Annotated in this window: 20 protein-coding genes and 2 pseudogenes; 6 read left to right on the plus strand and 16 right to left on the minus strand. The window is 68.3% G+C overall.

Annotated elements, in window-relative coordinates:
- The 8 genes and pseudogenes from FV220_RS17605 to FV220_RS17640 all read right to left on the minus strand — a co-directional run.
- Positions 1 to 1,041: pseudogene (locus tag FV220_RS17605) on the minus strand (L-serine ammonia-lyase); the annotation flags it as partial.
- A gap of 119 nt (positions 1,042 to 1,160) precedes the next feature.
- Complete coding sequence (locus tag FV220_RS17610) at positions 1,161 to 1,667, minus strand: phosphate-starvation-inducible PsiE family protein (protein ID WP_056143765.1); 507 nt, start codon at positions 1,665 to 1,667, stop codon at positions 1,161 to 1,163.
- A 70-nt stretch (positions 1,668 to 1,737) separates the two neighbouring features.
- A complete protein-coding gene (locus FV220_RS17615) occupies positions 1,738 to 2,295 on the minus strand; it encodes a DUF4337 domain-containing protein (protein ID WP_018045979.1) in 558 nt (185 codons plus the stop codon).
- Positions 2,296 to 2,388: 93 nt separating this feature from the next.
- Complete coding sequence (locus FV220_RS17620; protein ID WP_147832725.1) at positions 2,389 to 3,435, minus strand: sulfate/molybdate ABC transporter ATP-binding protein; 1,047 nt, start codon at positions 3,433 to 3,435, stop codon at positions 2,389 to 2,391.
- Between the two features lie 4 nt (positions 3,436 to 3,439).
- Positions 3,440 to 4,321 (minus strand): sulfate ABC transporter permease subunit CysW, encoded by an 882-nt coding sequence (gene cysW, locus FV220_RS17625; RefSeq protein WP_147832726.1) that lies wholly within the window; start codon positions 4,319 to 4,321, stop codon positions 3,440 to 3,442.
- Positions 4,314 to 5,171: a sulfate ABC transporter permease subunit CysT gene (cysT, locus tag FV220_RS17630; protein ID WP_147832727.1), complete on the minus strand. Its 858-nt coding sequence runs from the start codon at positions 5,169 to 5,171 to the stop codon at positions 4,314 to 4,316. Before cysT ends, cysW begins: the two co-directional genes overlap by 8 nt.
- Before the next feature lie 321 nt (positions 5,172 to 5,492).
- The gene (locus tag FV220_RS17635) at positions 5,493 to 6,563 is read right to left on the minus strand and encodes a sulfate ABC transporter substrate-binding protein (RefSeq protein ID WP_147832732.1); all 1,071 of its coding nucleotides are present in this window, start codon (positions 6,561 to 6,563) and stop codon (positions 5,493 to 5,495) included.
- 699 nt (positions 6,564 to 7,262) lie between these two features.
- Positions 7,263 to 7,451, minus strand: coding sequence for a hypothetical protein (locus FV220_RS17640; protein ID WP_026176314.1), 189 nt, complete (start codon positions 7,449 to 7,451; stop codon positions 7,263 to 7,265).
- Between the two features lie 395 nt (positions 7,452 to 7,846).
- Here FV220_RS17640 and FV220_RS17645 point away from each other — a divergent pair, with 395 nt between their 5' ends.
- Positions 7,847 to 8,068, plus strand: coding sequence for a hypothetical protein (locus FV220_RS17645; RefSeq protein WP_018045985.1), 222 nt, complete (start codon positions 7,847 to 7,849; stop codon positions 8,066 to 8,068).
- Between the two features lie 261 nt (positions 8,069 to 8,329).
- Here the strand turns inward: FV220_RS17645 and FV220_RS17650 are convergent, their stop codons facing one another.
- Together FV220_RS17650 and FV220_RS17655 are read right to left on the minus strand one after the other, a co-directional pair.
- Positions 8,330 to 8,725, minus strand: coding sequence for a hypothetical protein (locus FV220_RS17650; RefSeq protein ID WP_018045986.1), 396 nt, complete (start codon positions 8,723 to 8,725; stop codon positions 8,330 to 8,332).
- 76 nt (positions 8,726 to 8,801) lie between these two features.
- Positions 8,802 to 9,248, minus strand: a complete 447-nt coding sequence (locus FV220_RS17655; RefSeq protein ID WP_018045987.1) for a helix-turn-helix domain-containing protein — start codon at positions 9,246 to 9,248, stop codon at positions 8,802 to 8,804.
- A gap of 68 nt (positions 9,249 to 9,316) precedes the next feature.
- Between FV220_RS17655 and FV220_RS17660 the strand changes: the two genes are divergently transcribed.
- Positions 9,317 to 10,090 (plus strand): cation transporter, encoded by a 774-nt coding sequence (locus FV220_RS17660; RefSeq protein WP_147832728.1) that lies wholly within the window; start codon positions 9,317 to 9,319, stop codon positions 10,088 to 10,090.
- Between the two features lie 220 nt (positions 10,091 to 10,310).
- On the opposite strand, the gene FV220_RS17665 is transcribed toward FV220_RS17660, so the two are convergent.
- From FV220_RS17665 to zapE, 3 genes are all read right to left on the minus strand, one after another.
- A complete protein-coding gene (locus FV220_RS17665; protein WP_147832729.1) occupies positions 10,311 to 12,659 on the minus strand; it encodes a xanthine dehydrogenase family protein molybdopterin-binding subunit in 2,349 nt (782 codons plus the stop codon).
- The gene (locus tag FV220_RS17670) at positions 12,656 to 13,135 is read right to left on the minus strand and encodes a (2Fe-2S)-binding protein (protein ID WP_056143750.1); all 480 of its coding nucleotides are present in this window, start codon (positions 13,133 to 13,135) and stop codon (positions 12,656 to 12,658) included. The genes FV220_RS17665 and FV220_RS17670 overlap by 4 nt, the downstream gene beginning before the upstream one ends.
- Before the next feature lie 910 nt (positions 13,136 to 14,045).
- Positions 14,046 to 15,191, minus strand: coding sequence for a cell division protein ZapE (zapE, locus tag FV220_RS17675; RefSeq protein WP_056143747.1), 1,146 nt, complete (start codon positions 15,189 to 15,191; stop codon positions 14,046 to 14,048).
- A gap of 333 nt (positions 15,192 to 15,524) precedes the next feature.
- Here zapE and FV220_RS17680 point away from each other — a divergent pair, with 333 nt between their 5' ends.
- From FV220_RS17680 to FV220_RS17690, 3 genes are all read left to right on the plus strand, one after another.
- Positions 15,525 to 16,115 carry a GNAT family N-acetyltransferase gene (locus FV220_RS17680; RefSeq protein WP_056143810.1) on the plus strand — a complete coding sequence of 197 codons (591 nt, stop codon included), beginning with the start codon at positions 15,525 to 15,527 and terminating at the stop codon, positions 16,113 to 16,115.
- A gap of 122 nt (positions 16,116 to 16,237) precedes the next feature.
- Positions 16,238 to 16,531, plus strand: a complete 294-nt coding sequence (locus tag FV220_RS17685) for a hypothetical protein (RefSeq protein ID WP_026176318.1) — start codon at positions 16,238 to 16,240, stop codon at positions 16,529 to 16,531.
- A 121-nt stretch (positions 16,532 to 16,652) separates the two neighbouring features.
- Complete coding sequence (locus FV220_RS17690; protein WP_056143744.1) at positions 16,653 to 16,871, plus strand: hypothetical protein; 219 nt, start codon at positions 16,653 to 16,655, stop codon at positions 16,869 to 16,871.
- Positions 16,872 to 16,886: 15 nt separating this feature from the next.
- Here FV220_RS17690 and FV220_RS17695 read toward each other — a convergent pair whose 3' ends face one another.
- The 3 genes from FV220_RS17695 to FV220_RS17705 all read right to left on the minus strand — a co-directional run bounded on the left by FV220_RS17695 (position 16,887) and on the right by FV220_RS17705 (position 19,815).
- Positions 16,887 to 17,573, minus strand: coding sequence for a spermidine synthase (locus FV220_RS17695; RefSeq protein WP_147832731.1), 687 nt, complete (start codon positions 17,571 to 17,573; stop codon positions 16,887 to 16,889).
- Between the two features lie 113 nt (positions 17,574 to 17,686).
- On the minus strand, positions 17,687 to 19,360 hold the full coding sequence (locus FV220_RS17700) for a formate--tetrahydrofolate ligase (protein WP_056143738.1): 1,674 nt from the start codon (positions 19,358 to 19,360) through the stop codon (positions 17,687 to 17,689).
- Positions 19,361 to 19,593: 233 nt separating this feature from the next.
- Entirely contained in the window at positions 19,594 to 19,815 is a 222-nt protein-coding gene (locus FV220_RS17705) for a heavy-metal-associated domain-containing protein (RefSeq protein ID WP_018045997.1), read from the minus strand.
- Between the two features lie 283 nt (positions 19,816 to 20,098).
- On the opposite strand from FV220_RS17705, the pseudogene FV220_RS17710 reads away from it, so the two are divergent.
- A pseudogene (locus FV220_RS17710) lies at positions 20,099 to 20,604 on the plus strand (diguanylate phosphodiesterase); the annotation flags it as partial.

Consider the following 20,604-nt stretch of genomic DNA (forward strand, 5'->3'; position numbering starts at 1 on the left):
GCCCCGCCGCCGCCATGGCCGCCGCCGAGCCGACCCCCCCTGGCAGCCGACCTCGGCGCCGGAAATCGAGGCGCGGCTCTTGATGAGACCGCCGATGGCGGCCGCCACCAGCAGGAATTCGCGGCCGCGCTCGTCCGACCAGCCGGGGCAGAAGTCGCGGGCGTAGCGCAGGACGGCCGGGACGATCCCGGCGGCGCCGTTGGTGGGGGCGGTCACCACCCGGCCGCCGGCGGCGTTCTCCTCGTTCACCGCGAGGGCGAACAGGCTGATCCAGTCCATGATCTCGTGGGCCGGCCGGGCGTTGAGGTGGCGGTTGGCCTCCAGGTCCTCGAACAGCTTCTTGGCCCGCCGCCGCACCTTGAGGCCGCCGGGCAGTTCGCCGGTCTGGCGCAGGCCCCGGTCGATACAGGCGAACATCGCGTCGCGGATGGCGTCCAGGCCCTCGTCGATGGCCTCGCGGCTGCGGCTCGCGCCCTCGTTGGCGCGCTGGACCTGGGCGATGGAGAAGCCGGTGCGCAGGCACGTGGCCAGAAGATCGGCGGCGCTGGCATAGGGCAGCGGAAACTCCACCGCCTCGCCCGCGCGGACCTCCTCCTCGCCGACGACGAAGCCGCCGCCGATGGAATAGCAGGTGACCGTGTCGAGGACCGTGCCCTGACTGTCGAGGGCGCGGAAGCGCATGCCGTTGGTGTGCACCGGCAGCACCTCGGTGAAGTTGAAGACGAGATCGGTCTCGAGGGCGAAAGCCGGCCCGCCGAGGCCGAGCCGGCCCGTCCGCTTCGCCTCGGCCACGTATTCGTGCACCCGGTCGGGGTCGATGGCGGAGGGGCTATGGCCGAGGAGGCCGAGGAGGATGGCGATGTCGGTCCCGTGCCCGCGCCCGGTCCAGGCGAGGGAGCCGAAGATCTCGGCGCGGATGCGGGCGAGGCCGGGACGGCGCCGCGTCCGCTCGCGGAAATCGAGGGCCGCAACCATCGGCCCCACCGTGTGCGAGCTCGACGGGCCGATCCCGATCTTGAACAGGTCGAAGGCGCTGATCATCGGTCCCGGTCCGTCTCATCCGCAGCATCGCGCGGCGTCGCGACCGCTCGTCTCATCGGCCTGATCTGAAGATCGGGCCGCGTCTTCGCAAGTGCGAAGCCAGTTCCAAGACGGCGGGATCATTCCTTGCCGGCCACCTCGTTGTCGTCGCGGGCGCGATGCAGCAGGAAGATCGAGATCACCATGGTGAGGATGAGCCCGGACAGCACCCCGAGTTCGATCATGGAGGCGCGGAACAGCGCCTCGCGCTCGGCCGTCATCGGCGCGTGCATCACCTCGGAGGATTGCAGGGTGATGACGAGGACGCGCCGGATCGAGGCGATCAGTCCGACGATGAGGAAGGGCTCGCAGGTGAGCCGCCCCGAGCGCATCGAGACCCGCACCGTGTGCAGGATCTCCACCAGCATCAGCAGGAACAGCAGGCTGTCGACGATCTTGAGGAGTTCGCCCGAGCCCCCGAGATGACGGATCGCCCCGAAGAGCAGGCCCGTCGCGTCGATGAGCGCGAGGATCGCCGTCCCGGCGAGGAGCAGGCCGAGGGCGGCATAGACCGCGTGTTCGGTGTGAAGGAAGACGAAGGCCGAGACCCGGGTCAGCCGGCCTTCCTGCTCGCTGTCTTGCGCCATGTCTCGCCTCCCTTTCCTTCAACTGTCGCGAAGGAGGCGAGAGTCCAGGCTCGGTGCCGGGATTCGTGCGTCAGTGGAAGAACGGCAGAACGTGCGGCGCGTAGAGGCCGAAGCCCAGCATCACGAGGCCGGCGAGGCCCAGGAACCCACCCGCCAGCGTCAGCGCGGCGATGCCGGTGATGACCTGGGCCGAGGCGAGCACGATGCCGATCTGGAAGGCGGCCGAGCCGAACTCGTAATGATGGTAGCGATGGAGCGCGAGGTCGCGGTGCTCCTGCGAGGCCCGCGCCTTCTCCTGCAGCTCCTTGCGCCCGTCGCCGGTGGCGGGGTCGGATTCCCAGCGGGCCATGGTCTTGGCCCATTCGGCGCGCTTGGCCGCGATGGCCGGTGCGTTGGCCGTCTCCGGCGGGATCAGGGCGAGGGTCTCGTCGGCGGTCTTGAGGATGGTGCCGCGGATGGTGCGGGCCTGGTAATAGGCCCATTGGTTGGAGGATTCGACGTTGGCGCTGAGCGCTTCCGTCTGCGCACCCTTGGCCAGGGTCTCGGCCAGCGCCAGGAACAGCGCCAGCACGGAGATCAGCAGCGCGACCTTCTTGTTCGAGCCTTCGATGGCTCCATGACCCGACATGCCGGATGCTCCCTCTCGATTTCGACGGCGGGAGTCACAGCCGATCCGCGGAGGAAGCGCAACCGTTTCCTCCGCGGCGCCGGTGCCGCCCCGTCAATCCTTGAAGACGTAGCCGGCGTTGATCGTCAGGCCGACCTTGCGGCCGGCGGCGAGGCGGTGGGTGTCGGAGGCCTCCACCACCACGGTCTTGCCCTCGGAGCGGTCCACCTCGATCCGCTGGCGGCCCTGGCTGCGATAGGAGGAGCGGACATGGCCTTCGAGATGGGCCTGGTCGGGCTCGGCGAATTGCAGCTGCCACGGCCTCGCATAGAGCTTGACCGGGCCGACGAGGCCGGGCGGTGCCTTCACCGGGGTGAGGCGGCCGTTGACGCGGACCTCGCTCCCCTGGGCGATGGCCTCCACCTCGATCGTGTCGCCGAGGAACTTGAGCACGGTGGAGGAGACCGGGTTCTCCTGGACCTCGTCGGGAGTTCCGATCTGTTCGAGGCGGCCCTTGGACAGGACGGCGACGCGGTCGGAGAGTTCCAGCGCCTCGTCCTGGTCGTGGGTCACGAAGATCGTGGTCTGGCCGGTGCGGTCGTGGATCTCGCGCAGCCAGCGGCGCAGGTCCTTCCTCACCTGGGCGTCGAGGGCGCCGAAGGGCTCGTCCAGCAGCAGCACGCGGGGCTCCACGGCCAGAGCGCGCGCCAGCGCGATGCGCTGGCGCTGGCCGCCGGAGAGCTGCGACGGGTAGCGGTCGGCGAAGCCCGAGAGCTTGATGAGGTCGAGGAGATCGCCGACCCGGCGCTTGATCTCGGCCTTGGCCGGCCGGTCCGCGCGCTTGCGGGCGTTGAGGCCGTAGGCGATGTTCTCGGCGACACTCATGTGCTTGAACAGGGCGTAGTGCTGGAACACGAAGCCGACGGCGCGCTCCTGCACCGGAACCCGCGTGGCATCGTCGGCGCCGAAGATGATCCGCCCGCGATCGGGGAAATCGAGCCCGGCGATGATGCGCAGCAGCGTGGTCTTGCCCGAGCCCGAGGGACCGAGCAGCGCCAGCAGCTCTCCCGCCCGCACGTCGAGGGAGAGGTCGTGCAGCACCGCCGCGGTGTCGAAGGTCTTCGACAGCCCCTCGACCCGGATCGCCGTGGACGGTCCCACCGGGTCAGTGGCCCCGTGCGCCGGCTGCGATCTCGGCGCTGAAGCGCCATTCGAGAAGGGATTTGACGAGGAGGGTGACAAGAGCGAGGCCGGCAAGGAGGGAAGCGACGGCGAAAGAGGCAACGAAGTTGTACTCATTGTAGAGGATCTCCACGTGGAGCGGCAGCGTGTTTGTCAATCCGCGGATATGGCCCGAGACCACCGACACCGCGCCGAATTCACCCATCGCCCGGGCGTTGCAGAGGAGCACGCTGTAGAGCAGCCCCCAGCGGATGTTGGGCAGCGTCACCGTCCGGAAGGCGTGCCAGCCGGAGGCGCCGAGGGTCAGCGCGGCTTCCTCCTCCGCCGTCCCCTGCTCCTGCATCAGCGGGATCAGCTGGCGGGCGACGAAGGGGAAGGTGACGAAGATCGTGGCGAGCACGATGCCGGGAACGGCGAAGATGATCTGGATGTCGTGCGCGAGCAGCCACGGGCCGAGGAACCCTTGAGCGCCGAAGACGAGCACGTAGATCAGGCCCGAGACCACCGGCGAGACCGAGAACGGCAGGTCGATGAGGGTCACGAGCAGGTTCTTGCCGCGGAATTCGAACTTGGCGATGGCCCAGGAGGCCATGACGCCGAAGACGAGGTTGAACGGCACGGCGATGGCCGCGGTCAGCAGGGTGAGGCGGATCGCCGAGCGGGCATCCGTCTCGGAGAAGGCGGCGAGATAGGCCGACCAGCCCTTGGCGAAGGCCTGGATGAACACCGTCACCAGGGGCAGCACCAGGAACAGGGCGAGGAAGACCACCGCGATCCCGATCAGCAGCGCGCGGACGGCGAGGCCTTCGGTGACCACGCTCCCGGCGCGGGCGGGGGGCCGAGTGGTGGCGAGGGCGCTAGACATATCCGAATCTCCTGCGGCTCCAGGCCTGGATCAGGTTGATGGCCAGCAGCGTCACGAACGAGATGCCGAGCATGATCGTCGCGATGGCGCAGGCGCCCCCGTAATCGAACTCGGAGAGCTTGATGACGATGAGGAGCGGCGCGATCTCGGAGACGTAGGGCAGGTTGCCGGCGATGAAGATGATCGAGCCGTATTCCCCGACGCCGCGGGCGAAGGCGAGGGCGAAGCCCGTGAGCACCGCCGGGATCAGCGGCGGCACCACCACCTTGATGAGGGTGTGCCAGCGATCGGCGCCGAGGGTGGCCGAGGCCTCCTCGATCTCCTTGTCGATTTCCTCGATGAGGGGCTGCACCGTCCGCACGGCGAAGGGCAGGCCGATGAAGACCATGGCGATGTAGATGCCCACCGGCGTGTAGGCGGCCTCGATCCCGAGCTTGGCGAGCTGCTCGCCGACGAGACCGTTGGGCGCATAGAGGGAGGCCAGGGCGATGCCGGCGACGGCGGTGGGCAGGGCGAAGGGCAGGTCCACCACCGCGTCCACGATCTTGCGGCCGGGGAACCGGTAGCGGGTCAGCACCCAGGCGATGAGGAAGCCGAAGACCGAGGCGGTGAGCGCGGCGAGGAGCGACACGCCGAAACTCACGCGCAGGGCGCTGGCGACGCGCGGATCGGTGGCCACCGCCCAGATCCCCCACAGGCCGAGGCCGGAGGCGCGGGCGACGAGGGCGGCGAGCGGCAGCAGCACGATGATGCCGAGGCAGGTCAGGGTGTAGCCGAAGGTGATGCCGAAGCCCGGAATCACGCTGGGCTGACGGAAGCGTCGTCTCGGACGCAGAGGGGGCTCTGCCATGGGGTGGTCCTGAAGTGGGTCGCCTCGCTCACGCATCGGCGGGTCGGGAAGCGGGTGCGGTGTCCGGCGGAAGGTCGCCCTCCGCTCCGCGGGCACCCTCGCCGTGACGGCTAAGGGTCACACATTTCGCGGTCTGCGCTGACGAGCCCTCCTCCCCCTTGTGGGGAGGAGTTGGAGGTGGGGGTGGTCGGGCGACCCTCAAGCTGCGGAGGCAAGCGGCGCCACCCCCACTCCTGACCTCTCCCACAAGGGGGAGAGGGACGCGCTCTGCCTGCAGCAGCAGATGTAGGAATCCCGTAGCCGCGACGGGGGAGGTCCGCGTTACTGCGGCGGCTTGCTCAGCTGGTCGAACAGGCCGCCATTGTCGAAGTTCTTCTTCTGGATATCGTCCCAGTTGCCCTGGAGATCCTCGATCTTGAAGAGCTTGAGCTCGGGCAGCTGCGCGAGATGCTCGGGCTTGGCGGCCTCGCGCTTGATCGGACGGTAATGGTGCTTGGCGAAGATCGCCTGTGCCTTGTCCGTGTAGAGGAACTGCAGGTAGGCCTCGGCCTGCCTGCGGGTGCCCTTCTTGTCCACATTGGCGTCGACCAGGGCCACCGGCGGCTCGGCGTAGATCGAGGTCGGCGGCACCACGACGTCGAACTTGTCGCGGCCGAACTCGTCGAACACGAGATAGGCCTCGTTCTCCCAGGTCGGCAGCACGTCGCCGAGACCGCGCTGGGCGAAGGTCACGGTGGAGCCGCGGGCCCCCGTATCGAGCACCGGCACCTGCTTGTAGAGCTGGCCGACGAAGGCGTTGGCCTTGTCCGCGTTCTTGCCTTCCTTCTCGTAGGCGTAGCCCCAGGCCGCGAGGAAGTTCCAGCGCCCGCCGGCGGAGGTCTTCGGGTTCGGGGTGATCACCTTCACGTCCGGCTTCACCAGGTCGCCCCAGTCCTTCACGCCCTTCGGGTTGCCCTTGCGCACCAGGAACACCACGGTGGAGGTATAGGGCAGGCCTTCGTTGGGCAGCTTGGTGCGCCAATCGGCGGGAATCTTCTTCGAGATGCGGCTGATCGCGTCGATGTCGGAGGGGATGCCCAGGGTCACCACATCGGCGGGGATGCCGTCGATGACGGTGCGGGCCTGCGAGCCCGAGCCGCCATGCGCGGCCCGGATGGTGACCGTCTCGCCGGTCTTGGCCTTCCACTCCTCGATGAAGGCCGCGTTGATCTCCTTATAGAGTTCCCGCGTCGGATCGTAGGAGATGTTGAGGAGTTCGGTCTGCGCCTGGGCGGTGCCGGATGTTAGCAGCGCGGAGCCGAGCCCCGCCGAGACCAGGCCGACCGAACCGGCGCACAGGGCGAGGATACGCCTTCTCCGGGAGAGACGGCGGGCGTTGGGCGTCGAGGACATGGTCGAGCTCACAGGGTTGTCTCCGGCTACGTCGCGGCGCGGGAACGTTGCCGTCCCGATGCCCCGGTGATGCTACGTTTCGTTCTTTTTAAAGAACAATGTCAAGCTTGGCCGGATTGGCGTTACTGAGCTTAGATAGGTAATTCTCCTTCAAAAAACGAGGTCTAGAAGAACTCTCGGCGGCATGGAGAACGAAAATCTCTCCGTTCCCGGCGATTTGGAACAAGATGCTCAGGGAAGCTGGTTCTTTAGAAAGGACGTTCCGCCCCGGATCACGCGCCGATCCGCATGGCGGACTCCGGCCGATCGCGAGGGCCGCTAGGCCGGCGAATCGGCGAAACGGAGAGCGGGGCCGGACGGCGTCGGACCGATCCATGGAGGCACGACGAAGCGCCGGTTGCGGCATGCCGCGACCGGTCGTCCGGGCTGGGTGGCTCTCGCTGTGTCGAGGGCCGTGATGTGGAGGCAGGCTGGAACGCCGAAGCGTCTCGCGGGGGCCGTTCAGTCGGAGGCGAGGGCGACCAGGGAGAACAGGGTCGCGAGCAGGATGTTTCCGGCGACGACGAGAACGAGGACGGTCATGGGATCGGGTTTCGCGGGTTGGCTGCGGACGGGCCGGGCAGGTCCGGCGCGTTGGCGGAACCCATAGCACCGCAATTCTGAACGGCGTGTGTCGTCCCGCTCATCCGGCGTGACGAGTCAGCCCTTCGTGCGGCCGAGCTTCGTCAGCAGCGTCTCGATCCGCTCGCCCACTGGTTCGACCAGTGAAGCCGCATAATGGGTGCGCAGGTTCAGCCCGAGATGGCGTCGTACGCTCGCGGAGAGCGCCACCGGTCTTGCCCGGTGTGCTCGACCGTCCTGCCCGTCATCCGGCTGCATTTTGGTCATGAGGGGTGGCTCCGCTCATACTCGACTTTCTCACGGGTGAGTGAGTCGGTCGTGACCAGAAGGCTCCCACGGATTGGTTAAGAACAATTTTATCGATTCCGCGAAAGACGCATGCGGCCGAGCTTTGCCGGGCGCCGCCAGTTTTCCTCTTTCCTGTCAATGACATTTTACATTTCCAGAGCGAAATAAATCCGCCGCCCGTCCCTCCGGGAGGAAATGGCACGCCTGCAAAGGGTTGCCTCCGGCCGACCCCTCGGCCGACCCGCCGACAGGGTTACCGAATGGTTTCCGGCTGTGGACGGCTGCACCGAAGCGGGGTTACAACGCTCTCGCTCGCTGAGTCGGATTCAAGTGTTCGGAGAGCAAAAACTGCACGAAGGGGAGATCTTCAAAGAATGCAGACCATCACCATCACAGTGCGAGAGCGCGACACCGTATTGGCGGCATTGCGTTACTATCAATTCTATCGCCTTCAGGGCCATCCCTTCGATCCTCGGCAAGATCACCTGATCGATGCAATTGCAAGCCACTCAGGTGAAAGTCTAGATCTTGCGGAGATCGATGATCTGTGCGCCGGCATTCAGGGCAACAAACACGCCCTCAGCGCCGCCGCCTAGGCCCCCCGAAGGGATCCTCCATCGACGGCGGCGGCCTTCCCGCGCCGCCTGAAAGACAAGGGACGGGCGAGCCGGCACGCAGTCCGCGTCCGTGCCGATACGACGCCGGTCGCGGCGGATGTCCGAGACGGCCTCAAAAGAAGAAACTTCTCTTTTCACGCTTTGCCGGGACATCCCCACGAGCCGCCGCGCCATCGCGCAACGGGCCATCGTGCGGGCGACAGCACCGTGCCGGGCTCCCCCGGCCGGTGCGCCCGCGACTCACGGAGCCGTGGCGAGCTGGCTCTTGGCGCGCTCCAGCGCGGCGTTGCAGGCCTGGGCGTCGCCCTTGCCGTCGGCGGTGCGGGCCTCGTCCAGGGCGACCTTGGCCTGCATCGCGGCATCGGAGCCCTTGCCGGCCTCGGCGGATTTCTCCGGCGGAGCGGCCGGGGTCGAGGCGTTGCCTCCCTGTCCGGTCTCCCCCTGGCCTTCCCGCGCGCCGGCCGCCGCCTTGCCCGAGGTCGAGGCCGAGATGGCGCCGGTCGCCTCCTCCTTCACCTTCGCTTCGAGGCGCGCGATCTCCTCCGAACACGGGGAGGCGAGGACCGGGCCGGCCACGAGGCTGGCGGCGAATCCGGCGGCCAGCACGGCGGCGAAGGAACGGGGTCTCTGAAACATGGGGCATCCTCAACGGGCGGGTCTGTGACGGGACAACCCGCCGCCCGCCCCTTCGGCTCCGCCGGAGCGGCGAAGTTTACGCCTCGGCGAATCCCGGCCGCGCACCGCCATGGTCGTGGTCGCACTCGCCGTGATCCGCCAGAACCTGGATGACCCGGCACTCGCCCACCCGCCCGTGGCCGCATTCCGTCACCATGCGCTGCAATTCCGTGCGCAGGGAGACCAGCCGGGCAATGCGCTGCTCCACCTCCGCCAGGTGGCGCCGCGCCAGGCGGTCCACCTCGGCGCAGGATTCCTCCGGCTGCGCGCTCATGGCGAGAAGTTCGCGAATCGCATCGACCTCGAAGCCGAGCTCGCGCGCGTGCCGGATGAAGTTGAGCCGCGCCACCTCGGCGTCGCCATAACGGCGCTGCTGCCCGTCGGTGCGCGGGGGCGAGGGCATCAGCCCGACCTGCTCGTAATAGCGGATCGTCGGCACCTTCACCCCGGCGCGGCGCGACAGGATTCCGATCGAGAACGTCATTTTCCGCTTGATCCTCTAGTCGCTAGAGCTTGTAGGCTCCTGTCTAACGACGAAACGAGGAGACAGCCATGGCCGAATCCTGCTGCGGCACGAGCCAGAACCAGCCCGACATCCACACACACGCGCATGCTCATGCACCCGGCGACGGGCATCACCATGCCGTCGCGGCGCAGGCTCCGACAGCCTCGGCGCACGAGGAATCCTGCGGCTGCGGCGGCGGCGTTCCGGTCTTCGACGGGGTCGATCCGCGCTACAAGCGGGTGCTGTGGTTCGTCATCGCCCTCAACGGCGCGATGTTCGTCACAGAGATGGCGGCGGGCCAGGCGGCCGGATCGCAGGCGCTGAAGGCGGACGCCCTCGATTTCCTGGCCGACACCGTCACCTACGGCCTCAGCCTCGCGGTCATCGGCGCGAGCCTGCGCACCCGCTCGTTGGCGGCCCTGGCCAAGGGGGTGAGCCTCAGCCTGATGGCGGTCTGGGTCTTCGGCTCGACGCTCTACCAGACCCTCGTCCTCGGCGTCCCGAGCGCCGAATGGATGGGCGGCATCGGCCTGCTGGCGCTCGCCGCCAACGTCGCCTCGGTCCTGCTGCTGATGCGCTACAAGGACGGCGACGCCAATGTCCGCTCCGTCTGGCTGTGCTCGCGCAACGACGCCATCGGCAACATCGTGGTGATGGGCGCGGCGCTCGCCGTCTGGGGCACCAAGTCCGCCTGGCCTGACCTCGCGGTCGCCGCCCTCATGGCCGGCATCTTCCTCACCTCCTCGATCCAGATCCTGAAACAGGCCTGGGGCGAGTATCGGGAGGAAGGCCGGGAGGCGCGGGTCTTGGCTGTGAGATAGAAGGACGGCACCCTCGCCGGCCTCATTCCCATTCGGTACCTCATCCTGAGGCGCCGGAGCGCAGCGGAGGCCTCGAAGGAGGCCTCCAGTTCGCGCAGTCGGCGCTGGACCCCTCCTTCGAGGCCGCTTCGCGGCACCTCAGGATGAGGTGGAGGACTGGATCACGTGTCGAACGATGTGACCCTCCGGCCCAAGTCTTCGGGCCGAAGGGTCTTTGTGTTTACGAGCTCAGCTGGTCGCGGATCGGCAGCTGCCGGATGCGGCGGCCGGTGGCGGCGAAGACCGCGTTGGCGATGGCCGGCGCCACGGGGGGGACGCCCGGCTCACCGACACCGCCGAGCGGGCGGCTGTAGTCGTTGTTCTGGATCAGGTGGACGTGCAGCTCCTTCGGGGCGGCGTCGAGACGGGTGATCTCGTAGCCGTCGAAGTTGTTCTGCTGCGCGCGCCCGTCCTTGAAGGTGATCTCGGCCGACAAGGCCAAGCCCATCCCCATGACGACGGCGCCCTCCATCTGCGAGCGGATACGCTCCGGGTTGACGTGCGGCCCGCAATCGACGGCGATGTCGATGCGCTTGACCGAGACCTCACCCTTGGACCCCACCTCCACTTCGGCCGCCACCGCCGTGTGGGTGACGAAGCTGTAGTGTCCGGCGATGCCGAGGCCCCGTCCCTTCGGCAGCTTCCGGCCCCAGCCGATCCCCTTGGCCGCCGCCTCGATGACCCCGCGCAGGCGCGCCGTCTCGATGGGATAGCGGGCGGGATCTTCGCCGTAATTCCAGACATCGCCGATGCTGGTCGGGTCGATCACCCGGTCGGGGCCGATCAGGGCCAGCAGGTACTCCTTCGGATCCTTGCCCGCCGCATGCGCCAACTCGGCGACGAAGGACTGGATCGCGAAGGCGTGCGGGATGTTCGAGACGGAGCGGAACCAGCCGATCCGCACATGCGCGTCCGCCGCCGGGTTCTCGAGGCGGATGTTGGGCACGTCGAAGGGCGTGTTGGTCAGCCCCATCCCGAGCTCGAAGGGCAGCTCGTTCTTGGCGCCGGCCGCGAAGATCGAACCGATCGTCGGGGCGGCCGAGCGGTGGAGCCAGGCCACCGGCATGCCCTTGTCGTCGAGCCCGGCCTCCAGGCGCTCCACCGAGATCGTGTGGTAGTAGCCGTGATGGAGGTCGTCCTCGCGGGTCCAGGTGAGTTTCACCGGGGCGCCGTCCACGGCCTGCGAGCACAGGGCGGCCTCGAGCACGTAATCGGGCTTGGACTTGCGGCCGAAGCCGCCGCCGAGGAGCGTCACGTTCACCCGCACCTTGTCGGCCGGCAGGTTGAGCTTCTTGGCCAGACGGTCGTGGGTCGCCTGGGGCGCCTGGGTACAGGCCCAGGCCTCGCAGAATCCGTCCTTGATCCGCACCGTGGCGGCCGGCGGCTCCATCGGGGCCTGGACGAGATGGGGCACGAAATACTCGGCCTCGATCCGCTGCTTGGCCTTGGCCATGGCGCCGTCGACGTCGCCCTGGTTGCGCACGACCTTGCCGGGCGCCCGCGCCGCCTTCTCCAGCTCGCCCCGGAAGGCGACCGAATCGTAGGTCGCGTTCGGGCCGTCGTCCCAGGTGATCTTCAGGGCCTCACGGCCCTTCATCGCCGCCCAGGTGTTCTTGGCGATGACGGCGACGCCGCCGATCGGCTGGAACTCGGACGGGATCTCGGGCGCGTCGATCTTGAACACCTTGACCACGCCGGGGACCTTCATGGTCTCGGCATCGTCGTAGCTCGCCACCTTGCCGCCGAAGACCGGCGGGCGGGCGACGAGGGCGTAGAGCATGCCGTCGAGGCGGGTATCGAGGCCGTAGATCGCCTTGCCGGTGGTGATGTCGCGGTTGTCGATGAGGCCGATCTTGCCCTTGCCGATGAACTTGAAGGCCTTGGGGTCCTTCAGGGTCACGCTCTCGCGGGCGGGCACGGCGAGTTCGGCGGCGGCTGCCGCCACGTCGCCATAGCCGAGTGTGCGCTTCGACTTGGCGTGGGTGAGGACGGAGTTCTCGGCCTTCACTTCCACTGCCGGCACGCCCCATTGCTTGGCGGCGGCCTGGACCAGCATGGCCTTCGCCGCGGCACCGGCATGGCGCAGATGCGGGAAGAAGTGGCGCAGGCTGCGCGAACCGTCGGTATCCTGGTTGCCGAACCGGGCTTCGTCACCCCAGGCCTGGGCGACCTTCACCTTGGCCCAATCGGCCTCGAGCTCGTCGGCCACCACGAGGGCGACGGAGGTGCGCACGCCCTGGCCCATCTCCGAGCGGTGGCAGGTGATGGTGACGGTGCCGTCCGGCGCGATGGCCACGAACACCTTCGGGTCGTCCTGCCAGCCATGCGGCATGGCATCGGCGCCGAACTTTTTGGGACCCTCGGCCTTCTCCTCCGCCCGCGCGGAATCGCGCCAGGACAGGGCGAGCACCAGGGCGCCCAGTCCGCCGAGCATGGCGCGGCGGCTGACATTGGCGAGAGCGCTCGGCGCTTCGGGGGCGGCGGTCGTCTCGGTGGCGAGGTCGGCCGTGAGCTGTGCGTCGTGAATCACAGGCGCTCTCCCTTGTTGGCGGCCGGCGCGTTTCCGGCGGCCTGGTGGATCGCGGCGCGGATGCGCGGATAGGTGCCACAGCGGCAGAGGTTGCCGCTCATGGCCTCGTCGATCTGGTCGTCGCTGGGCTTCGGGGTCTCCTTGAGGAGGGAGGCCGCCTGCATCATCTGCCCGCACTGGCAGTAGCCGCATTGCGAGACGTTGAGGTCGCGCCACGCCGCCTGGACCGGGTGGTTGCCGTCGGGGGAAAGCCCCTCGATGGTCACCACCTCCTGGCCCTCGGCCGCGGAGATGGGGGTGACGCAGCCACGCACGGCGGTGCCGCCGAGATGGATGGTGCAGGCGCCGCAGAGGGCCTGGCCGCAGCCGAACTTGGTGCCGGTGAGGCCGACTTCGTCGCGCAGGAACCACAGCAGCGGCATATCGGGATCGCCGTCGAAGCTGCGTTCAGCCCCGTTCACGGTGAGTTTGATCATCGGTGTATCCTGTCATCGCTCAGGCCACGGACCGGACGAGATCGGCTGGCCACCAATCTGTCGGGCTCGCGAATACCTCGGAGGTCGTCAGTCAGTCGCGGGGCGCGCGCGACATGGTCGCCGTCCCGCATCGAAACGTCTTTGAGGTGCGGCAGCGGATCCGGCGCCCCTCGACAGGGAGCCGTCGCAGTGCACGAAGCGCCCACGCCCCGTACCTCATAATGAATCCAATTAAACGGTCGGGGTGCTGCAGTGCAACGGCCGGCAGCCACGGGCGCCGCTTTCGCGAAGCTCGGCCGCGGATTCGATGTGCTGTTGCGCACGGCGCGCATCGGGACCGTGCGACGCTTTCGACGGTCGCTCGTTGTCTATGCCGGCCCTGCCGACATCGCTCCGGCCGTGGCCCAAACCTTTCGAATCATTCCGATATCGTCGTGATCGCGGCGTGTGATCGTTCGATCCGCCCAGAGCCCGCTCGATCGAATGTTCATATCAGAGTCGATCATCTGCAAAGTCGCTCACACCATCAGACCCCCTCATCCTGAGGTGCCCGCGTCAGCGGGCCTCGAAGGAGCCCTCCAGTCGTCGCGCGATCCTAAGGAGCCCTTCTTCGAGGCCGCTCTGCGGCACCTCCGGATGAGGTGAAGTTTTGGAGAACCACCTCGAACACCCGCTCAGGTCTCCACGAGGCCGGAACTTGACCCGCTCGCATCGGAAAATGCTCATGCCAGGGTCGGCCATCTGCCCAAATCAACCATCCCGGCAGCCCCCCTCATCCTGAGGTGCCCGCGTCAGCGGGCCTCGAAGGAGCCCTCCAGTTGTCGCGCGATCCCTAGAGCCCTCCTTCGAGGCCGCTCCGCGGCACCTCAGGATGAGGTGAAGTTTTGGAGAAACACCTCAAAACAACCGCTCAGGTCTCCACGAGACCGGAGCTGGACCCGCTCGCCTCGGAATCCCCCCGCCCGTGCGGCAAGGCGAGGTATTCCGACGATCGCATCTCGATGAGGCGCGACACCGTGCGGTCGAACTCGAACGCCTCGCGGCCCTCGGTCGCCGTGTAGAGACCGGTCGGCTCGGCCGCCGCCGAGGCGATGAGCTTCACGTGGGCGTCGTAGAACGTATCGACGAGGGTGATGAAGCGCTTGGCCTCGTTGCGGTTCGCCTCGCCCATCACCGGGATTCCCGAGACGATCACCGTCTGGAACGACTGGGCGATGGCCATGTAGTCGGAGGCGCCGAGCGGCTGGGCGCAGAGATCGGCGAAGCCGAACCGGGCGACGCCGGCGGCCTCCTCCGGCACGGCCACCTCGCGGCCCTTCACCCGGATCGTGGCCGGCTTGCCCCTCGCCTTGCCGGTGAGGCCCTTGAAGGCCTGAGTGAGGGCGGCCTCGGCCGCCTCGTCGGCGGGCACGTGATAGACCGAGGCACCGCCGAGCTTCTCCAGGCGGAAATCCGTGCGGGAATCGAGGCGCAGGATCTCGACCCGGTTCTTCAGCTCCGCGACGAAGGGCAGGAAAAGGGCGCGGTTCAGTCCGCCCTCGTAGAGCCGGTCCGGCTCGACGTTGGAGGTGGCCACCACGGTGACGCCGCGCTTGAACAGCGCCCCGAACAGCCGGCCGAGGATCATCGCATCGGCGATGTCGGTGACCGTGAACTCGTCGAAGCAGAGCAGCGTCGCCTCGTCGGCCAGGGCGTCCGCCACCACCGGGATCGGGTCGTCACCCTTGGCCGTGCCCGCCTTGAGTGCCTGCCGGTGGGCATGGATGCGCTCATGAGCATCCGACAGGAAGCCGTGGAAATGGACGCGGCGTTTCTTGCCCGGCGCCGCCTCGTGGAACAGGTCCATCAGCATGGTCTTGCCGCGCCCGACGGAGCCCCAGATGTAGAGACCCTTGGGCGGGCCTTCTCCGTCGCCGCTGCGCCCGAACAGCCAGCCGAGCGCGCTGCCCTTCTTCGCCCGTCTGCGCCGGTCGAGATCCTGGACCAGCCTGTCGAGGGCCTGCACCAGATGGATCTGGGCCGGGTCGCGCTCGATGGCGCCGGACGAGACCAGCATGTCGTAGCGTACCGCGACCGGACCGGGAGGAGAATCGCCGCCCTGCGAACCGGCGGACGGGGCGGAACCTGAGGGGGGACTCACGACGATGGCGACCTCGGATACGAGACGGCGCGATGGCCGCGCGCGCGTCGATGGAACCGGTCCGGCGACAGGTCCCGAAGACCGGTCTGCCGCGCGTCGCCGGGGGGATCAAGCGTGGCGCGCCGGCGGGATGACGTTTTGTTGCATTGCACAAAACCGAGGCCGATGCCATCTGGTGGCCTCCTCGAGGGAGGTTACGCCCGGAGCCCGCGCAGCCTGCGCGTTGTCATTCCGGAGTACGGCACCACGATGCCCGACACGATTCCGACCGGACCGAATGTCCGGCGCCTCTGGCCCAGCGACCGTGCCATGGTCGAGGCCTATTTCCTGCGGCTCGACCCCGATACCAGAGCCAACCGCTTCATGGCCGCCCTGAGTGATGCAGCGGCCGTCGCGTATGCGGCCCGCGCCCTCACGGTCGAGGGGCTGGTCTTCGGCGGCTTCGTCGAGGGGACGCTGCGAGCGCTCGGCGAATTGCGCCCGCTCACCGGCCCCGTGCCGGGGCTGAGCCTCGGCCGCGACGCGGAGGCGGCCTTCGCCGTGGAGCGCGGTTTCCGCCGCAACGGCCTCGGCCACGCCCTCTTCCGGCGGATCGTCTCGGCGGCGCGCAACCGCGGCGTCCGCGACCTGCATGTCCGTTGTCTCAGCCGGAACGGACCCATGCGCGGACTCGCCACGAAGCTCGGCGCCGTCGTGACCCTGGCCGATGGCGATGCGGAGGGGGCTCTCGTCCTGGCCCGTCCGACGCCGATCTCCCTCTGGCGGGAGGGTCTCGACGAGGCGCTGGACTTCACCCTAGCGGTGGCCGCCGCGGCCGAGCCGCTGAAACGGGCGGCGTGAGAGAGGGCGTCACCCGGCGGATTGGCGGCGGTGCCGCCCGGCGCTATCCTCCGCTCCCACCGGGCGGCGCATCCGCCCGGCACCCCGCTCGAAACGATCGCTCCGCCATGAGATCCTGTGCCATGAGATCCGCGCTCGCCGCCTGTATCGTCCTGGCTCCGCTCACTGTTTCGGCACAGGAGCGGCCCGCGACCCCCGCCATGCTCTGCGCCGACGCCGCCGCCCTGGTGAACCGCGTCGGCGCCATCGTGATGACCACGGGGCCGATCACCTACGACAGGATCGTCCGCGACGGCGGCTTCTGCCCCCTGCCGGAAGCGCCCAAGCCCGCCTACGAACTCACCCGTGACGTGGCCAAATGCTTCGTCGGATATGTCTGCCGCGACAAGTTCAACGAGGGCAGCACGCGCGACTGAGCACCGCCACGCGTCGGCGCCATGGCCAAGCTGTCACCGTGTGGCCCAGTCTCCACCCAATGGCCGCCGCATGGCGCAGTTAGACCCGGTCCCGTTCGTCATGATCGAGGGGGCTTGCCGCATGACCATTGCCGAGAATCCGGTCCAGGATCGGCGACCGCCGGACGGTGCAGCCACGGTCCGTCTGGAGCTTTGCGTGGCGCATACGCTGCGCGTCATCGCGGCGGCCCGCACCGAGCGCGACGACGCGCCGGTGAAGGCGGCCCGACGCCAACTCGCTGAAATCTATGGCGTAACCCGCCTCAACCGACGCCTGGAGCGCGGTCGACACTCGGCCTGACACGCTCCTCTGGCTTCAGCGCCGGGCGCGGCCGGACTTCGAAGCGAGCCAGATCGTGTGGCGGGCGCCGCTGGTGACGTTGGCCCGCACCGGCACCTCCTCGATGCCGAACCCCGCGCGGCGCAGGCGCTGGGTGAAGTGCCGGTCGGGATGGGCGGACCACACCGCCAGCACCCCACCCACCCGCAAAGCCGCCATGGCGGCAGCCAGACCCATCTCGTTGTAGAGCCTGTCGTTTTCGGGCCGGGTGAGGCCGTCGGGGCCGTTGTCGACGTCGAGCAGGATGGCGTCGTACGCCGAACTGTCCGCGCGGATCGCGGCGACCACGTCGCCGATCCGCAACGCCACCCGCTGGTCCGACAGCGCATCGGCCGACAGATCCCGGAGCGGCCCGCGCACCCAATCCACCACGTTCGGCACCAGTTCCGCCACGACGAGTTCGGCGTCCGGCCGCAGGGCATCGAGTGCCGCCCGCAGGGTGAAGCCCATGCCGAGACCGCCGATGAGGAAACGCGCGCCCGCGCGGCCTCCGACCCGCTCCGCCGCGAGGGTCGCCAGCGCCTTCTCCGAGCCGCTGAGGCGGCTGTTCATCAGCTCGTTATGTCCGAGCTGGATCGAGAATTCGGTGCCGCGCTGAAGCAGCCGCAACTGGCCCGCATCCCCGGGGATCGGTGCGGTGTCGAGGACGAGCCAGGGAATCATGAGCGGGGCCGGCGGGACTGCATGCCGACCCGGCTATCACAACCGGGGCGAGGGATCACGCGAGGCCGGGCAGGCACCCCTCCCCCGACAGGGGAGGGGCCATTGGCATCCGGCTAGAACAGGCCTTCGATCTGCCCGTCGGCATCGAGATGGATGCCCTCCGAGGCGGGGACCTTGGGCAGGCCGGGCATGGTCATGATCTCACCGCAGATCACCACGACGAAGCCGGCGCCGGCCGAGAGCCGCACGTCGCGCACCGAGATGGTGTGGCCCGAGGGCGCGCCCATCAGGTTCGGGTCGGTGGAGAACGAGTACTGCGTCTTGGCCATGCAGACCGGCAGGTTGCCGTAGCCGTCCTTCTCGAACTGGGCGAGCTTGGTGGCGGCCTTGGATTCCACCTGGATGTCGCCCGCGCCGTACAGCTTGGTGGCGATGGTCCGGACCTTGTCGGTGAGCTTGGTCTCGGTCTCGTAGGCGAAGGTCAGCGGCTTCTGCTCGCCCTCAGCCAGCTTGACCACGGCCTGCGCCAGCTCCTCGGCGCCCGCACCCCCTTCAGCCCAATGCTTGCAGGTGATGGCCTCGACCTGGAGCTTGTCGCGGCACAGCTCCTTCAGCTTGGCGTGCTCGGCATCGGTGTCGGCATAGAAGTGGTTGACGCCGATGACCACGGGCAGGCCGAAGCCGCGCACGTTCTCCACGTGGCGGGCGAGGTTGGCGAAGCCCTTCTCCAGGGCGTCGAGGTTCTCGGAGCCGAGTTCCTTCTTGGAGACGCCGCCATGCATCTTGAGGGCGCGCACCGTGGCGACGATGACCACCGCCGAGGGCTTCAGCCCCGCCTGCCGGCACTTGATGTCGATGAACTTCTCGGCGCCGAGATCCGCGCCGAAGCCGGCTTCGGTGACCACGTAGTCGCCGAGCTTGAGGCCGGCGCGGGTGGCGATCACCGAGTTGCAGCCATGGGCGATATTGGCGAAGGGGCCGCCATGGATCAGGGCGGGGTTGCCCTCCAGGGTCTGGACGAGGTTCGGCTGCAGCGCGTCCTTGAGGAGCACGGTCATCGCACCCGTGGCCTTCACGTCGGCGAGCGTCACCGGCTTGCGGTCGCGGGTCTCGGCGATGACGATGCGGCCGAGGCGGGCCTCGAGGTCGTCGAGGTCACGGGCGAGGCAGAACACCGCCATGACTTCCGAGGCCACGGTGATGTCGAACCCGTCCTCGCGCGGGAAGCCGTTGGCGACGCCACCCAGCGACTGGGTGATCGACCGCAGGGCGCGGTCGTTCATGTCGACGACCCGGCGCCAATGGATGCGGCGCACGTCGATGTTGAGCTCGTTGGCCCAGTAGACGTGGTTGTCGATGAGGGCGGCGGCGAGGCTGTGCGCCGAAGTGATGGCGTGGAAATCGCCGGTGAAGTGCAGGTTGATCTGCTCCATCGGCACGACCTGGGCCTTGCCGCCGCCGGCGGCACCCCCCTTCATCCCGAAGCACGGGCCGAGCGAGGGCTCGCGCAGACACATCACCGTCTTCTTGCCGATGCGGTTCAGCGCGTCGCCGAGACCCACCGTCGTGGTGGTCTTGCCCTCGCCGGCCGGGGTCGGGCTGATGGCGGTGACGAGGACGAGCTTGCCCTCGGGCTTCGATTCCAGCGACTTGATGAAGGCGTGGTCGATCTTGGCGATGTGCCGGCCGTAATGATGCAGCGCCTCGTCCGGAATGCCGATCGTCTCGGCCACCTGCGTGATCGGCTTCAGGGTTGCCGCGCGGGCGATCTCGATGTCTGAGGGCATAAGTCTCTCCCGGTCTGTCGTCGCGATGGCGTGTCGCGCGGGCGTTTATTGTGGAACGTCGTGTGTTCGGGGCGTCGGGCATCGGCGCCGCGGGCACCATGCTTCACCGTTGTCATCACTGTGAGCGATGGAGCAAGCAAAAGCGCGTCGGAATTTTTCAACGCGTCTGCAAAATTTCATTTGAAAGCACGGAATCGCGCATGGATCGCCCGCAACGGTGGATGGGGCCGGCGTCAGCCCGACATCGCCGTTGCCGTGTAGCCGGCCTGGTCCAGGGCCTCGGCGATCGTCAGGGACTGGGCATCGGTGGTGATCGCCACCCGCCCATGATCGCGGTCGACGGCGATATGCGCCTCCGGATCGATCCGGAGGATCGCCTTGCGCACGGCCTCGGCGCACCCGTCGCAGGTCATGCCGTCCACCTGCATCAGCAGGTCCACCCGTCTCGCGTCCATCCACCCGCTCCCGTCGCTGGGTCATGTCCCGCACCCATGTAGAGCCAAATCTCCTCCCGCCGCGAGGGGCAATGGCCCCGGCGGCCTCCGCGCCGATGCCAGACTGGCTGAAGCCAAGCTTGGAAGCTCATGCAACACATGGCAAAAAACCGGTTCACTCAGCCTGCGCCCATCTTGTGGGACCTCGTCGTCTCGGCGACAACCGGAGCCTGTCCCGACTTGCGGAATCCGTGACCGGGACCCTGCATCTCCGCTCGATCGTCGTGAGGGTAAGAGTATTCCGATGGCCCGGATCGTCGGCCGACGCACGGTCCCGTGGCTCCTGAGTCTCATCGGGTTCGTGGTCCTGGCGCCGCTCGCAGTGATCTCCCCCATCGGGGGCGCCTTCGGATTGGCGGCCATGGGCGGCTTCGTCGCCATCCTGGCCGCGCGCCGGGCGCGTCGGCTCGACCAGCGCTGCGAGAAGCTCTCGGGGGAATTCGACATTCTCTCGCAACGCCTCGTGCGCCTGGAGACCGTGGCCCGCCTCATCGCCGACCAGCAGATGCGGATCGAGCGCGCCCGCGCCGACGAGGCCGAACCGGCACCGGCACAGGGCAAGCAGGCTGGGAATACCGCGGTGGAGGCCGCCGTCGAGGAAGTCACGGCGGAAATCGGCCTGCTCAGCGGCATCGTCCGCGAACTCGCCGCCGTGGTCGCCACGCAGGATGGTGAGATCGCCCGCCTCAAGGCGCCGCCGCCAGCGGCTCCCGCCCCGACCCCGGTCGTCCGGCCGGCCTCCCGTCAGCC

The organism is Methylobacterium sp. WL19 (genome assembly GCF_008040005.1).
Taxonomy (GTDB): domain Bacteria; phylum Pseudomonadota; class Alphaproteobacteria; order Rhizobiales; family Beijerinckiaceae; genus Methylobacterium; species Methylobacterium bullatum.